The sequence below is a fragment of the Wolbachia endosymbiont (group B) of Protocalliphora azurea genome, from assembly GCF_947251865.1.
Classification (GTDB): Bacteria; Pseudomonadota; Alphaproteobacteria; order Rickettsiales; family Anaplasmataceae; genus Wolbachia.
Window position 1 is genome coordinate 1,416,326 of the sequence record NZ_OX366394.1, and the last position, 15,155, is coordinate 1,431,480.

The 15,155-nt window shown below is 34.3% G+C and carries 13 protein-coding genes and 1 pseudogene; 6 read left to right on the top strand and 8 right to left on the bottom strand.

All coding sequences use genetic code 11. The annotated features are described in order from the left end of the window. Positions 1-19 precede the first annotated feature (19 nt). The 3 genes from wmk to OPR35_RS06765 all read right to left on the bottom strand — a co-directional run bounded on the left by wmk (position 20) and on the right by OPR35_RS06765 (position 3,064). On the bottom strand, positions 20-952 hold the full coding sequence (gene wmk / locus OPR35_RS06755; protein ID WP_264730434.1) for a WO male-killing family protein Wmk: 933 nt from the start codon (positions 950-952) through the stop codon (positions 20-22). A 125-nt stretch (positions 953-1,077) separates the two neighbouring features. Next, positions 1,078-1,443, bottom strand: coding sequence for a hypothetical protein (locus tag OPR35_RS06760; RefSeq protein WP_265024824.1), 366 nt, complete (start codon positions 1,441-1,443; stop codon positions 1,078-1,080). Further along, positions 1,397-3,064: a recombinase family protein gene (locus OPR35_RS06765; RefSeq protein ID WP_264704331.1), complete on the bottom strand. Its 1,668-nt coding sequence runs from the start codon at positions 3,062-3,064 to the stop codon at positions 1,397-1,399. Before OPR35_RS06765 ends, OPR35_RS06760 begins: the two co-directional genes overlap by 47 nt. A 299-nt stretch (positions 3,065-3,363) precedes the next feature. Here OPR35_RS06765 and OPR35_RS07405 point away from each other — a divergent pair. Then, positions 3,364-3,585 (top strand): annotated as a pseudogene (locus tag OPR35_RS07405) (hypothetical protein); the annotation flags it as partial. Here the strand turns inward: OPR35_RS07405 and OPR35_RS06770 are convergent. Continuing rightward, positions 3,506-4,918 (bottom strand): IS4-like element ISWosp2 family transposase, encoded by a 1,413-nt coding sequence (locus OPR35_RS06770; RefSeq protein WP_264686125.1) that lies wholly within the window; start codon positions 4,916-4,918, stop codon positions 3,506-3,508. The pseudogene OPR35_RS07405 and the gene OPR35_RS06770 overlap by 80 nt on opposite strands. A 65-nt stretch (positions 4,919-4,983) precedes the next feature. On the opposite strand from OPR35_RS06770, the gene OPR35_RS06775 reads away from it, so the two are divergent. The 5 genes from OPR35_RS06775 (at position 4,984) to OPR35_RS06795 (ending at position 12,206) form a co-directional block, all read left to right on the top strand. Next, positions 4,984-5,862 (top strand): hypothetical protein, encoded by an 879-nt coding sequence (locus tag OPR35_RS06775; RefSeq protein ID WP_265024825.1) that lies wholly within the window; start codon positions 4,984-4,986, stop codon positions 5,860-5,862. A gap of 218 nt (positions 5,863-6,080) precedes the next feature. Then, entirely contained in the window at positions 6,081-7,427 is a 1,347-nt protein-coding gene (locus tag OPR35_RS06780; protein WP_265024826.1) for an IS110 family RNA-guided transposase, read from the top strand. Beyond that, positions 7,414-7,857 (top strand): hypothetical protein, encoded by a 444-nt coding sequence (locus tag OPR35_RS06785; RefSeq protein ID WP_265024827.1) that lies wholly within the window; start codon positions 7,414-7,416, stop codon positions 7,855-7,857. The genes OPR35_RS06780 and OPR35_RS06785 overlap by 14 nt, the downstream gene beginning before the upstream one ends. A gap of 757 nt (positions 7,858-8,614) precedes the next feature. After that, entirely contained in the window at positions 8,615-10,054 is a 1,440-nt protein-coding gene (locus OPR35_RS06790; RefSeq protein WP_230609244.1) for a hypothetical protein, read from the top strand. Positions 10,055-10,202: 148 nt separating this feature from the next. Further along, positions 10,203-12,206, top strand: a complete 2,004-nt coding sequence (locus tag OPR35_RS06795) for an ankyrin repeat domain-containing protein (protein WP_264683879.1) — start codon at positions 10,203-10,205, stop codon at positions 12,204-12,206. A gap of 297 nt (positions 12,207-12,503) precedes the next feature. Here the strand turns inward: OPR35_RS06795 and OPR35_RS06800 are convergent, their stop codons facing one another. From OPR35_RS06800 to OPR35_RS06815, 4 genes are all read right to left on the bottom strand, one after another. Continuing rightward, a complete protein-coding gene (locus OPR35_RS06800) occupies positions 12,504-12,647 on the bottom strand; it encodes a hypothetical protein (RefSeq protein ID WP_230609241.1) in 144 nt (47 codons plus the stop codon). 93 nt (positions 12,648-12,740) lie between these two features. Continuing rightward, positions 12,741-14,231, bottom strand: a complete 1,491-nt coding sequence (locus tag OPR35_RS06805) for a recombinase family protein (protein WP_230609239.1) — start codon at positions 14,229-14,231, stop codon at positions 12,741-12,743. Next, positions 14,225-14,659 (bottom strand): DUF2924 domain-containing protein, encoded by a 435-nt coding sequence (locus OPR35_RS06810; protein ID WP_230609237.1) that lies wholly within the window; start codon positions 14,657-14,659, stop codon positions 14,225-14,227. The genes OPR35_RS06805 and OPR35_RS06810 overlap by 7 nt, the downstream gene beginning before the upstream one ends. Before the next feature lie 4 nt (positions 14,660-14,663). Beyond that, a complete protein-coding gene (locus OPR35_RS06815; RefSeq protein ID WP_264375263.1) occupies positions 14,664-15,128 on the bottom strand; it encodes an ankyrin repeat domain-containing protein in 465 nt (154 codons plus the stop codon). Positions 15,129-15,155 lie beyond the last annotated feature (27 nt).

Genomic DNA, 15,155 nt, shown 5'->3' on the forward strand with positions numbered 1-15,155 from the left:
CTGCTGTTTTTAACCCAGATTAAGTTTTGAAAGCATAATTTTCAAGCTCCTCAATAGATAAATCTGTTATTTTAGAAATAGCATCAATAGAAACGTCCAACATACGTAGATTATTCGCAACTTTTATTGCCTCTGCTTTGTAAATCTTTTCTTTATAAATTTGCTTTCTTTGCGATAAAAATTCTACCCATATGCCTAGTTCATCTCGTGATTCTTGATTGTCAATTTTTTTAGACTCTTTCACCCAACTTAATAGCTCGTTTTCTGCTTTGCAATTATCTTCTTCATACTTCTTCATCAGATCTTCAGCATTCACTGATAACTTCTCTGCTATTTCCCATAATCTTTCACTTAAAATAGTAGCACTCCCTTGTTCATAGTGATGTATCTGTGAGGGTCCTACATCTAGCTTTTTTGCTAATTCTTCTTGAGTATACCCTCTTATTATTCTCCATTTTTTTATCTCTTGTCCTTCGTTTGAATGCTCAGAGCCTTTTTCCTCATCATATTCATCAATTGACAAACCAGTTCCCCGATAGATAATATCAGTATCAAACCCTACTTTCGCTAAGTTCTTGGCCATGCTTACCCTTGCAGCTTTTACATTATTTTCCTCTTCAGCTTGAATAAACCCAGTTAAGTCGCGAATCAACTTGCATGATTCTTGTCCCTTTATTTTTGCTATAAAGTTGTACATCCATTCTTTGTTAAAAGAACAACTTTCTCTCAGTACTTTTTGTCTAGGAAATAAGCTACCAATGTGAACTGATAATGCTTCCGCTATGACTTTTAATTTTTCAGTTGGAATGCCACATGTTCCTTGCTCATATCTTAGTAATGTATGATATTTTATGCCTGTTTTCTCTACTAAATCTTTTAGGGTATACTTTTGTTTTAATCTCCAGCTTCTTACTTTTTGTGCTATTTTATATCTTATAGAGATATTTGCCATATCGTAACAATTTTACCGAAATAAACCATCTGTTATTTTACTATAACCTAAAATTTAGCTTATAAAGAAGTTGCAATTTTGTGGTTGTAAGTAAGAAGGGAAGAAAACCCTCCCCTCCTCATTGTTTAAAGTTTCCGGGAAGTTTCTTTACTACCTCCACACACCTTATCAACCCATGATAATGTTTCACTATTACTAATTGCCTTTATTTCTTCTTTTGCCTTTTCTTTATTCCACTTGCCACTCCTAGGGAAACTTCCTTTTTCTACCGCTTCTGTGACTGTCATTCCTCCAAAAAAGCAACCTTTTCCTATATTTTCCCCTTTTTTTTGTAGTTCAGACCACATTTCTTTATCTGCTACTCTGACCTCTACTTGACTGTCATTTTCCGCATTATGGTATACTACAATTTTTAGGCTACCAATACTTGTAGGAAATGTTATCTCAAATACACCTACGACAATGTTGCAAATTTTTATTTTCCTTTCCATTATGTCCAGAAGAGTTCGGTAGCTCTTTTACGCGAAATACCACATTTACGTCCTCAAGGTTAATTTCAATTCTCTTGACCAATGTTCTGATAATATCACGTTTAGTTAACCAGTCTGCGTTATCAAGGTTTAACGTAATATTGGAAGAAAAGTCTTCTAAATTGGCCACAACCAGAGTTACCTCCTGTTCTAATTCCTTTTGATAAAATATCTTTTTCTTCTCTTCTTTAATTGTTTTTAAGCTTTGTTTCATTGCTTTAATTCGTGGTTCAAATTCCTCTTGATTGATATATTCTTGAGCATAACTATCGATAAGTCTAGCAATACCACGTTTTAATTTATTTTCTTGTTTCTCTAGCAGGTCACTTTTTTGATCCAATGATGATTTTTTTAGTTCTGAAAGCCTACGCTTGTATTCTTCTAAAATCCTGTTTGGATTTTTCAATAACTGCTTAACCTCTTCCCACACAGCTGTTTCTAATGCATCTGAGCGAATGGGTTTATTGTCACAAATCTTATTACCACCAAAACGGTAAGAATCTTTACCACTACAACGGTAATATGCATAATGACCACCTTCTTCTTCTCGTCTACTTCTCATGCAAGTTCCGTAACATCCGTAATTACAACGCTTACATATGACTAAACCTTGTAGTAAGTACTTTGCTCCTCTTTTTCTTGTCCTTGCTACTTTTCTATTTTCAGCTAATTGTTCTTGAACAATATCAAATATATCTTCATCTACTATATTTGGCACTTTAATATAAATCCAATTTGCTTTTTCAACAGGATAGACAGAGTGGTTACTTTTTGGCTGCTCACAAGAGCCTTTCTGTGGTCTTACTTGCTTTAATCTTACTCCTAACCTTCTTCTACCAAAAGCTGCTTGTCCTTTGTAAGCAGGGTTTTTCAACATACTCCAAATTGTACCTTTATTCCAGCGTTCTTTTCCTTTTTGTGTCTTAATGGACATAGTATTTAGCCGACGACATACTTCCCCAATACTTGTTCTTTCTCTGCCTATCCACAAAAATACTTTACGAACGACATCAGCTTCTTTTTCGTTAATCTCAAATAAAGCTTGTCCTCCTCCCATATGCTTATCTATATAACGATAACCATAAGGAGCTCCTCCCATTACATTTACATAGCCTTTGTTAGCTGCATAGATTTTACCACGACGACTTCGTTCCATAATTTTCGCACGTTCATATTCTGCTATCATACCTTGCATTTGTAACAGTAATTGAGATTCTGGGTTACCGTTAATCTCATAATTTAAAAAAACCACTTTTGCTCCTGCTTTTTCAAATTCTTCAATCAGCACCATTTGATATGCATATTTTCTAGATAAACGATCAGGAGAATGAATGTAAATCTTATCAATTTTACCTTCTGTTACTTTATCACGTAATTTTTCTAAATCAGGGCGGACTAAATGAGATCCACTGTAGCCGTTATCAATAAATTTATACTCACTTAACAATCTGTATCCGTCCAGATTAATTTGCTTCTCTAAAGCTGCAATTTGACTTTCTATCGTATTTCCTTCTACTTGTTTCCCCGAAGAAACTCTCGCATATAAACATACTGTTACCATTTGACCCTCCTTGAATCCCATTTTTATGTTTTAAGTTTTTTTGACTTATTTCCTTTGACACTACCTTTTCATAAGCATCTGATAAGCATTGTTCTGCTAACCGATTAGGTTCATAGCTACAGCTAATTTGGATAGCTAATCTCTTGTTTCTCATGACTTTTCCTTGAAATAATATGTTCATATCATTCCTTAAAGCCGATGGTTAATTGATTATTAGCGCTATAAGTAAATCGGACTCTTGGTTCTGGACACAGAAGTTTTCGAGAAATGGTTTTCTCTAGTTTTATTTTTATGTTTTTTGCAACATTGTCGGTAGTGTAAACACTCTATTATTTGATACAGTATTTTTAGAATCTCCTCCAAAAGAAGTATCAGAAAAGTCATGGCATGCTATGAGAGAGTTTAACGATAGATTGTCAGATGAAAAAAAATATTTCTCCATATTGATTCCTACTCTTACTATTACCCACAAATATAAAGTTCGTGAGCAAGTCGCCATCCTTCTGCTAGATCAAAGAGACGTCTCCATCCTTTCCAAATAGTAATGGGTCCTGGTTCTAGATCATTTTTTCTAGCCAAATGTCCTCCAAGTTGAGCAACCCATGAAACAGCTTCTTTTATAGTAGGAGTTGCATTTGAACATGGTTTTCTATGTATTTTTACATATAGAACTTTCCATTCTTCTTCGGCTAATAAGGTAGTACACGGTAATGTTGGATCAGTTCTTGCAATTGTTGTAATAAAGAAAATTCTCCAAGCAATAATACTCATTACTGTTAAATATCGCATCAACCTTTCTGCTGTTCCAAGCCTACATTCTTCAACTTTGAGACCAGATTTTAAAATTTTATGTAATATTTCTATTTTCCATCTAAGACAATACCACCTAACTTTTTCAACAGCTTCATCAAAGGTATTGACTGGAAGATTTGTTAAAAGCATCCACTCTAGCGGACTTGTTTCAGAAGGAAAGTCTTTTTCAACAACGTAAACTGCATAGTGTGGTAATTTAAGTAATTCTTCTTTCTTATGCCTAATACTATTCTTAGATGGATGCATAATAAACTTTCCGAATCTAACTTCCAAATGTGCTGTTCTTTTTGGCTTATTATCTTTTGCAGGAACTTCAACTTTTACCGTACCTGCACAATGAGAGGATTTAATAAATTCCCATAACTTCTGCTCACCTTTTTCAGGATATCGAGATTTTCTATTTACTGCCCTATCTTTGGAAGCTCTAACTAACACTGCCGAATTAAGATTATGTGCAAGCTCAAAAAACTCATATATATCTGCTTCTCTATCGCATATAGTTATAGTCTCAGTTTGAGTTGAATCAATAATGTTGTTTGTGTTGCTTAAAGTTTCTAACCATTTTATACTCTCTTTATCTTCAATGCGGATACTGTCATTGTTCTTTTTTTTTATGTTTTCAGATTCTTCAGGTCTTGAATAAATTTTTTGATCTAGTATCCCTAGTACCAAACCTTCTATACTAACAGCTAGAGCTGTATGCATTATAATACCTTGACTATGTTTTCTTGTAATAACTCCCAATCCACTTGTTTTTTCATGGTCTGTGTATGAAATATAACTTGTATCTTGGATCACAAAAATTTTTTTATGGGCTTTTGTTCTTTCAACTGTTTTAGCAACGTGTGAAGCTAGAATATCGCCTTCTTTCACGTTCTCATTTTGAAAAAAACGATATGCTGCTTTTGCTTCTGACCAACTTCCACACGCCTGATTGATTGAGCTTTCAGGTAAACTTGTAAAACTATCAGCAATATTTACTAATCGGTCAGTTAACCTTTTATCTCCAAGTACAGCATCTCCAAATTCATTTTCAGCCCATTCATTATTCCTGTTTGCCATTTTTTACCCTCAATGTTTGCAAACTTTAATGTTGTAATACTTTATTTTTATGTCCATTTATATTTGTGGGTAATAGTAAGATACACACCTCGTCGGAGGATGCTGTTTGTGTAGGGTTAAATTTTGATTTAGACAACAACGAACGTTTGCAGCTTAGCACTCAAAACTTTTTGGAAAGAGAATCTTCTTTAATGGAAAGGCTATTTAATGGGTCTGTGGCCAGAATTCAAGAGAGCGTTAGAGACTATTTACTATATCCAGCCTTCGGTGTACCTGCTGTACCTGGTGTTAGAAATAGGGGTGGTGTTAGTGCTAGAGATAGGAGAATATTCCTCTACACAACTGGGTTTACCTTTGGAAATACCGCATTTGCAAAAAAAAGGATTATGTTAACAAGAGGAAATTGGGTAGATGTAACCAAACACTTATTCCACTATCATGATGACGATGAAATGCTAGATCCGCAAGGAGGGATCACACAGGTAAATGTCGGAGATCGTGCCTTAACTATGGTTTTATATGCATCATTAGGAAGAGAGAAAAGAGTTATTGTACTTAATGTACGTCATATGTTAGCAACTCACCAGTTTCCAGAGCAAGGTCTAGATCTATCACATTGGCCAGACACTAGAGTGTATGAAGTAGTATGTGAATTGGATCCGGCAAGAAGAGCTGAGGATGATCTTGGTTTAACTGTTGGTGTAACACTATTTCACTCACCTGCCCTCTATTTACAAAGTAAAGTAGGTGGATCTTTTCTAGGTGAATTTTCACAGATAGGTGGTGTCAGTAACGTGCACAGCATTGCAGATATAATGATGAATACTGGTTGGCAAGTACAAAATCGTCATGCACAAATGTTTCAAGCAATTTCTAATGTGCTATTTCCGTTAAGCATCGAACAAAATGAATCTGTCAAACCAGGAAGAAACTCATCAATTTAAGTTTCTAGTAGTTTTAAGTATAGTTGTGAAGGAAGCGCCTCATGCAGTTATAACCGGAATCTTCACTGGTGCCATAAGTGCCCGTCGTTTAGCATGGTTTTGGAGGAACGGTCAAATCATTGATGGAGTCCTTAGACTACCTCGGTTAGGAGATTGTATTATATCAACCGTCCCAAGCTGAAGTGTTTCCCTGCTATAAATTATATGAAGGAGTTACCATGAAAAAAACAAAAAGTAAATTAGAAATAATGAACCCTAACGCAGCAGGAATAGATGTTGGTTCAGCTATACATTATGTGTGTGTGCCAGAAGGAAGTGATGAACAGCATATACAAAAATTTAGCTGTTTTACAGAGGATCTTCATAACATAGCAAAATGGCTAAAAAAGTGTGAAGTTACTACAGTAGCCATGGAGTCAACCGGAGTGTACTGGATTCCTTTGTTTCAAGTACTTGAATCATATGGACTTGAAGTAAAACTTGCAAATGCAAGACATGTAAAAAATGTACCTGGAAGAAAGTCAGATGTCCAGGACTGCCAATGGCTTCAACAACTACACAGTTATGGGTTAATCGAAGGATCATTTAGGCCAGATAATCAAATGTGTGTATTGCGTAGTTATGTGCGGCAACGTAAAAACTTAATTGAAAATGCTGCTACACATATTAATCGTATGCAAAAGGTGTTGGTACAAATGAATATTCATTTACATAAAGTAATAAGCGATATCACTGGCGTCACAGGAATGCAAATTATTAAAGCAATAGTAGAAGGTGAAAAGAATCCCGAGAAGCTAGCTGAATTCAGAAGTGTGAATATGAAGAACGATAAAGCTACTATAGCAAAAGCATTAACAGGCGATTATAGAGAAGAACATTTATTTGTACTGAAACAAGAATATACAGCATATACTTTTTTTCAAGAGCAAATAACTGAATGTGATAAAAGCATAGAAAATTACTATAAAACATTTGAAACAAAGTCCGATGAGAGTAAAGAGTTAGGTAAGGAAAAAAACAAGTCTAGAAAAGGCAGACCAAACTTCACCTTGCGTGAGAAATTGTATAGGATAACCGGAATAGATTTTACTAAAATTCCTGGATTTGATATACTAACTGTACAAACTATTATTTCAGAAGTTGGCATTAACCATAATAAGTGGCAATCAGAAAAGCACTTTACTTCATGGTTAGGACTTAGCCCTGCTAACAAGATCACAGGAGAAAAAGTATTTGGGACAAAAACTCGTAAAGTCATTAATCGCGCTACAAATGCCCTGCGAATGGCTGCTTATGCTGTGGGAAATAGCAAAAGTGCATTAGGTGCATATTGTAGGAGATTAAAAAGACGGCTAGGAGCAATAAAAGCAATTACTGCCACAGCAAGAAAATTAGCATGTATTTTTTACCAAATGTTGAAATATGGACAAGAGTATGTGGAAAAAGGAATGAGTTATTATGAAACACGCTACAAAGAGAAAATTGTGAAAAATTTGATCAAAAAAGCGCAGGAGTTTGGCTACACACTAGTTCAACAAGAAGAGTTGATTAATGGAGTTTCTTAGGAGGTGGATAGTAAATAGGGATAACGCTAGAGAGGCTGGATTTCATTCCATACTGCATGGATTATTTTACGCTTGTGATAATCCAGCTAGGGTAATTATTGAATTTCAACTGGGAGGAGGAGAGAGATTAGATCTGGTATTATTACGGTCTCCAGACAGTAGAGATGGTGTTCACCCAATAGGAATAGAGTTGAAGTTTGCTGGTGCTGGTGAATTACAGCGTAAAAAGCGGGAAGCAAATAACCAACTAGATGATTATATGCATTGTAGAGGTTATAAGCGTATTACCGATGGAGACACAGTAGTTTTATCGTATGCCATATGGAATGATCGTGCACAGAGGCCAGATACTCTTATATCAGTTAAGGATGTTCTTCGTATAAAGGACAACTTAGGACACAGTTCTGCAGATGATCTTCCTGGTAGATGAGGATTACTGAGAGTTTATATGTCAAAAATGAACTACTATTAATTCAGCAACATACACCATTAAAAACTTAAGCAATACAACCATTTCTAGCAACCGAAACCAGCTAGCTTGAGAAGAGTTTGTTTTGGGATGCGTTGGTCTACCGCGCGATACATACGAACTTTTTTGTATTCTGACTTTGCTATACGCTAAAACTAGCCATATTAGCCCATTTTATCCATATATACATACGAACTGTTTTGCCTAAGCTTATGGAAATAATTTAAATCTTCTATTTTTATAACCTTATTTTTACGCAACTTGTTCTCAAAAATATACGATCTTTTTTGAAGGAGTAAACAATTGAATTGTTTATAACACTAGCTAGCATGGTATCTTCACTAAAATATTTTTTGAAAAAGTTAATTGACTTATAAATAATTCTCTACTAATACTGGCATGTGTTTGTTTATTCTGCTGAAGTTGCTCCATACAGGTTTGCTGTAAAAACTTCAGCAGTTTCCGTACTCCTTTAAAGCATAATCCATCACGCTCTTAATAATAGTGATATCAAATATAGGTCTTAACTATTTTAATCTATAGTAAAATTAGCTCAAATTTGCAGTCATAAGCAACTTTTAACCTATCTACATACTCCATTGTTACTCACCATAAAAACTTAACAAAAATATGAGTAGTAAAAAGATTGTGTTGAAATTAGCTTGACCAATATTATATATTGTACATAATATATTCTATATCTAGGCTAGGAGGTAGTATGGATACAGAGTCAGTAAAATATGTTGTAGAATCTATCAGTGAACAAAAGCTAGGAGAGGAATTAAATACTGAGCCATGGCATTCAAAAATTGAGTGTAATAGCAATGAGGGACCAACGCCTGAAGATGACATAACAGATTTAGATGATTATAGTTTGTTTGTTCAAGGAATAAGTAATCGTTCGGAATGTTATGACCTTGATCAGAGACATGAAACTAGGGAGGCTGTTGACACATGTGTAAAACATACATTGTCGTATCAGAGTGAAACTGATGATAGTGATTTATATTGGAAAAATTACCCTATTAGTCCAAGAGACTCTGCTTTAATTAAGTTAGATCTACTACTGACTGAAAGTGAGAGAAGTCTAATTGATGAATTTCGTAAAGAGTTAAAAGATGTAGTAACAAAAAATGATCAAGGTTATAGGGATAAGCATGAAAATTTTACAAACACTGCTTTAGAGCGTATAGAGTGCATAACAAATAAATATTTGCAAAAAGGGATAAGACTCAATTCAAAATATAACGATGATAAGTATACTATAACAAGTTTAATTTTTAAGGAAATAAGAAATATCCCTGATAGAATACGACAGCATAAGGGATTACCACCTTATGAGAGTTTATCAGACGATAGTGAGACTATAACAAGTTTAGTTTCTAAGGGAATAAGAGATATTCCTGCCTACGAGGGTGTATCAGATGATAAAAATATAGGTATTATACGCAATATCATGAGTAATTTACTATTAAAAGGTGGAAGAGTAAAATGCAGTTCCTTTTATGATGATAAGTTATTGTATGCAACTTATGGGTTCAGTTATGAGATTTTTGCAGAACGTGAAGAAATCGATAACAAGCTAAAAAGCGTAGCAGATGAAGGTATTATAAACAGTAGTGCCCAAGGCAAAGCTTTACACGTAGAAATGGATAATGGATATTTTTATGTAAAATATTCGCAAGATAGCACTGTTGAGGTTGCAAAAGTTATAAATAATCCAAAAGTGAAAGATTTAAGTTTTAGACATCATATATTTCATGTTGGAAAGAGTATAGTAAGAGTTGAAAATGTAGGAGGAAAAAGAAATTATACAGACGTTTTAGAAGGTGGCATTGAAATGTCTTTTACTACTGAAGTAGGAAAGATTAGTATTCATCTACGTTCTAGTGATAAAGACAACAATAAAATTGAAGTAAAGATAAGTGACGATGACAAGAAGAAACTTGATCAATTAAAAGATAAGGAAGAAATAGGAGAAAATTGCTTACTTGGTGGATATTCAGTACATGATGCGATTAAACGAGGATATTTTGAAAAACATGAAACACTACGTCAATCTTCTGAAAAAATTACCTTATCTAATGAAAAGAAAAAAAATAGTTGGTGTGAGATAGTAACAAATTCAAAACAGACAACAAGCCGTACTGTAGGGTAAATGCTAAACTGCTTGATTGTCTAAAGATCTTATATTACTCACCATAAAAACTTAACAAACGACATAAGTAGTAAAAAGATTATGGTTATTGACTTAATGTTACATATCGCATACAATGTATCATATATCTTAGCTTAGAGGGATAAGTATGGGTGAGTCTACTGGGATAGTAAAATCTATTATCAATCTACTAAAACCAAAATCCAAACCAGAGCCATCTGATTTTGAATATGAATCAATTATAGAACATCTATCATCTAAAGAGCATTTATTAAATGAACTGATGAATGATATGTGGTACTCAGGAGATTTACCATCAGTTAGAAACTATAATGAACCATCATCTTTGATAGATAGCAAACTTGGATTAAGTGAACAGATTTGTGTTTGGTTTGCTCTAGATCATGATCTTACACCAAGTCAAAAAAATTTAAACAAAAAGTTACTTAGTGCTCTAAAATGTTTAGCTTCTAACTGTGGTTCATTTGATAATACTGAGCCCCTTGAAGAATTCTTACATGATAATAAAAACAATAAAGATTTAAAAGTAATTCTTAACCTCAGAAGAGGAGAATCTCAATCAACAGTATTGCATGCAATTGCAGGAGCAAACATTGGTGGATTTCGTCGCACAGGAAATCAGGCTATAGATTTACTCTTAGAAGCAGGCGCAGATCCTAACATACAAGATAATAAAGGAAAAACACCATTATACCTTGCTGCTGCCAAAGGTCACCACGATAATGCAAACTCTCTTCTTTTGAAAGGAGCTAAACCTAATATAACAAGTAGAAAGGGCAAAACTCCACAACAAATAGCAACTAATAAACTCTGCTATAATATAGAAGAATTATTTTTAACTGATAAACAGAAAAAGTTGAATAAGGAATTGTATGACTTACTTGTACTCGATTCAGACTGCACTAAAAATTTAAAGGAGTTTTTAAGTAAGCATAAAAGAGATTCAGACCTAAAAGTAGTGCTAAATATTAGGCAAGGAATGGGTGAATCAAAAGTGTTTTCGTATGTTGATCGTTTTGCTTGGGATAATGAAGATCTTGCTCAAGAGTTAAGAAAAATATTTCTAGAAGCAGGAGCATTAGATTATGGTATAAATATTTATCGTCAGCAAAAGAAAGGACAGGTCAGTAAATTACTCGTTAATTTAACCTCAAATCAAAAGGAAAAGTTAAATGAGTTTTCTGATAAGGTGTTTCAGGCTCAAAACATGGCTGAACTTGAAGAGATTGTAAACGATGCTATAAAGTCTGGTGTACGATTAAACTATTCTCTTTCACAAGATTTCTTTTCAGGTAATGAGTACACTTTTACCGATTATGTGATGAAAAAAATCAGTGAGTTGGAAAAAAATCCTAAAGTTGCTAGTAATATAATATGTCAATTAGTATCAAAAGGGGCAGTGTTTGGTAATACAGTTGATGCTAACACACTGACATCAGAATTTAAAGAGCATAAAACTAACCTAAAAAAAGCTTATAGAGATTATATTAGCAATTCTCATAAGTTTATTGAAATCGCAAAAAGTGCAACCAATAGCGAGCTAAAAGATGCAAGAGTAGACAACTCCGTTTTTTACTTAGAATATTCTAAAGATAGTAAAATAGACATTATAAAGATAACAGATGGGGCAAGGGATTTAGGTCTAACAGATGGAGATGTAAAGTGTGGAAGAAATATAGTAAAGATCGGTAATAGTGAAGTAGAAATTAAAATTGAAGATGGCATAAGGAATTACACAGATCTTACAGAAGGCAGCGATGTAGTATTAACTTTCTATACTAGTTTGGGAGAATTAGAAGTTAGGTTATATCCTGATGAGAAAAATAAAAATTGGATAAAAGTAGAGGTGAGTGAAGAAGGCCTACTTCTACTTGATAAAATAGAAAGTTATAATGAAGCAATAGAAGATTGTAATGAGGGAATAGAAAATTATGAAGAAATAGGACAAAATTGCTTACTGGGAGGTTTATCAGTCATTGAAGCCATAGACCGAGGTGTTTTTGCTAGATCTGGTGGGTTAATGCGTCCTGAATTAATAAGCGAATCCAATAAGCAGAAGGGTTCATGGGTAAAACGTGAAGAATTAAGAAGAGTTTCTGATTCTAGGGAAAAAATTGCTAATTTACCATAAAAGTTGAAAATTATTATTTAAATATAAATTACTACAGTTAATAAATTATTGCAAAGGAGTCGAATCGATATCAATAATCTTTTAAGAATACTCTTTTATGTTGTTTTTCAGGAAAATGAGATGTCATTGTACAGGAGCTGGCCACAAGGTGTATTTTCAGGATATGAGACTGTATTAAAACACGATTGGCTGAGCCGACCTTTTACAGAATTTTTTTTCCAGATCTATAGCTCTTTTCACAATAATCCAAATAAATCATAATATGCTACTGGCCTACTATAGCCATAAACACATATCTTACCCTGTTCGGACTACTATAAGAAAAGCTATACTATTAAAATATGCAGCTAAATTGTATACATTGTCTACCACTGTTGCATCTAGTATGCTAAAATCTTCATCATCTATATTAATATTTTCGCATAATTGATTTTGTAACATCGACTTACATCAATCTCAATATCTTTTGGCATGGCCCTTTGTAGCAGCTCCTTCTTGCACATACTCTTTTCAATCTCCCGTTGCTTTTGTAAATTAAGATGCTAATCCATAAAATTTCTCTAATTGCTCGCTCCACAACATCGGTATTTCTTTCAAATCAGATAGCTTCAAACCTCTTGGCTGTCTCCCATTTACTATGTCTTCCTTAATCTTTGGTGCTAAATAATTCAACCTTAAAATTTGTTGTATACGTCTTGTACCTATATTAATTTTGGCACTCAGCTCTCCTACACTTGCATATTTTCCCTCTTCTAGTTGCCGTTTCCACAGATGGGCTCTTACCACTGCTTTCAGTAGTGCATTGTTTGTTTTGCCTTCTGGCTCAGTTACTGTGCATTTCTTTCCTTTCTTTTTTATTGGTATAAATTCCACCTTATCCTCTAAACTCACCTCTATTCCATCTTCTTTTATCATTACTCCTTTTATTAACTTTTTCACTACTTCTTTCTGCTTTCCAAAACTTAAATTTTTCCATTCTTCTGCTTTTTCTCCCCATTTTTCATATAAATCTTCTGCTCTCTTCATTACTTCTTTTTCTACTTCTCCTGCTATTACATTTCGGCTTCCTGATTCACAACCCTTTCCCCTTAAATGATTGTTGCATACGTAATATCGATATCTCTTATTCTCTTTTTTTGAGTATGTCAGCGTCATATTTACATCACAGCTCTTACATTTAATTATTCCCTTTAGTAGCGCTTCCTCATATTTTACTCCTCGATACGGTTGATTACTTATCAATTCTTGTGCTTTTTTCCACTTTTCCTCTTCTATTATCGCATCGTGCTTTCCCTCATACTGTTTGTCATAATGTCTTATCTTTCCCACATATATTGGATTTGTTATTATTCTTCTCACCGTTGCTTTTTTAAAGATATCCGTTTTTGCTTTTGTTCGGTATCCTTCCCTGTTTAACTCTCTTGCCAACTCTGCCATTGACTTCAGCTCCAAATATCTTTCAAATATATGCTGCACTGTTTTTGCTTCTTTTTCATTTATTATTAATTCCTTATCTTTTACATCATACCCAAGCGGTAAAGTTCCTCCCATCCATAAACCTTGTTCTTTTGATGTTGCTATTTTATTTTTTACTCTCTCTACTATCATCTCTCTTTCTAGTTGTGCTGCTCCTGATAATACTGTCTGTACGAATTTTCCCATTGGCGTATTATTGTCAAATATCTGTGTTACTGCTACAAAATTTACTCGGTGCCTTCTAAAAAATGACGTTACTTCTATGCTGTCTTTTGTTTCTCTTGATAACCTATCTAGTGTATATACTACTACACAGTCTATCTCTCCTCCTCTGACATCTTCAAATAATTCCTTTATCGCTGGTCTTTCTAAATTTTTTCCTGAATATCCTCCATCATCGTACTTTTTTGCCAATGCTACCCAGCCTTCTTTGCTCTTTATATACTTTTCACATGCTACTCGCTGGGCATCAAGGCTATTAAACTTCTGCTCGAGACCATCCTCATTTGATTTTCTTGTATATATCGCACATCTTACCTCTTTCAGCATTCTTTCTCCTTATCTCTCATTCCAAATAGAAGCGGCCCATTGTAGCTCATTCCCATTATTTTTCCTGCTACTGCTGACAATGACGTGAAAAATTCTTCTCGGTAGATTAAACCCTTATCTGTCACCATTACCGCATGCGTCTCTTCTCCTCTCTCTAGTATTAATTCTGTTCCTTCTACTGGTAATTTATCGCTACTTATTCTTTTTCCCTTCTCTAGCCGATCTGCCAGATACTCTAGTCTTTTTGTCCCCTTTCTTGACATTTCTCCATACGCTTTTTCCTGCATTCTATAAGCTAATCTTGGTATCAGATATTTCTTTGAGTATCTAGGTGCTTCTTCCACAAATACCTTCTTCCATATTTTTCTCAGCTCATTCAAAGGTTTTTTCTCTAAATTCATTACTTTCTTTTCTATTTCTTTCTCCATATTTTTAGCCCTTCATAAATAGCTTCTCAATTCTGTCTGTTTCTTTCTTTAATACCTCGGTTATCTTTTTGCTATTTTTCGCATAATCCATCGCTGTCATTCCAAATTTATCCGCTTGCTCTATTTCTCCTCCAGCTTTCACTAGCTCCTCCACTATTTCTTTTTCACCTACCATGCACGCAAGGTGTAGAGGTATGCATTTATTTCCATATTCCTCAGCATTTACGTCTGCTCCTGATTTTATCAATTCCCTCACGATTTCTAGACGTTTCTCCGTTACCGCTAGGTGCAGTGCTGTGTGTCCTTCTATATCTTTAGCATTCACATTCGCTCCTTTTTCGACTAATAACTTCACTGTTTTTGCGTCTACCGCATAATGCAGTTCCTTCTCGTCTCTTGCATAAATATTTTCATGTGAGTTCTCTAATAATTCTTCTGCTGACTTATTAAATTTGCCAAACTTTAACATAATTTACCTCACCTTTTCTTTGACCTT

Coding starts and splice junctions, on each gene's coding strand:
- wmk (WP_264730434.1), bottom strand. CDS start 952: ATGGCAAATATCTCTATAAGATATAAAATAGCACAAAAAGTAAGAAGC.
- OPR35_RS06760 (WP_265024824.1), bottom strand. CDS start 1,443: ATGGAAAGGAAAATAAAAATTTGCAACATTGTCGTAGGTGTATTTGAG.
- OPR35_RS06765 (WP_264704331.1), bottom strand. CDS start 3,064: ATGGGATTCAAGGAGGGTCAAATGGTAACAGTATGTTTATATGCGAGA.
- OPR35_RS06770 (WP_264686125.1), bottom strand. CDS start 4,918: ATGGCAAACAGGAATAATGAATGGGCTGAAAATGAATTTGGAGATGCT.
- OPR35_RS06780 (WP_265024826.1), top strand. CDS start 6,081: ATGAAAAAAACAAAAAGTAAATTAGAAATAATGAACCCTAACGCAGCA.
- OPR35_RS06785 (WP_265024827.1), top strand. CDS start 7,414: ATGGAGTTTCTTAGGAGGTGGATAGTAAATAGGGATAACGCTAGAGAG.
- OPR35_RS06790 (WP_230609244.1), top strand. CDS start 8,615: ATGGATACAGAGTCAGTAAAATATGTTGTAGAATCTATCAGTGAACAA.
- OPR35_RS06795 (WP_264683879.1), top strand. CDS start 10,203: ATGGGTGAGTCTACTGGGATAGTAAAATCTATTATCAATCTACTAAAA.
- OPR35_RS06800 (WP_230609241.1), bottom strand. CDS start 12,647: ATGTTACAAAATCAATTATGCGAAAATATTAATATAGATGATGAAGAT.
- OPR35_RS06805 (WP_230609239.1), bottom strand. CDS start 14,231: ATGCTGAAAGAGGTAAGATGTGCGATATATACAAGAAAATCAAATGAG.
- OPR35_RS06810 (WP_230609237.1), bottom strand. CDS start 14,659: ATGGAGAAAGAAATAGAAAAGAAAGTAATGAATTTAGAGAAAAAACCT.
- OPR35_RS06815 (WP_264375263.1), bottom strand. CDS start 15,128: ATGTTAAAGTTTGGCAAATTTAATAAGTCAGCAGAAGAATTATTAGAG.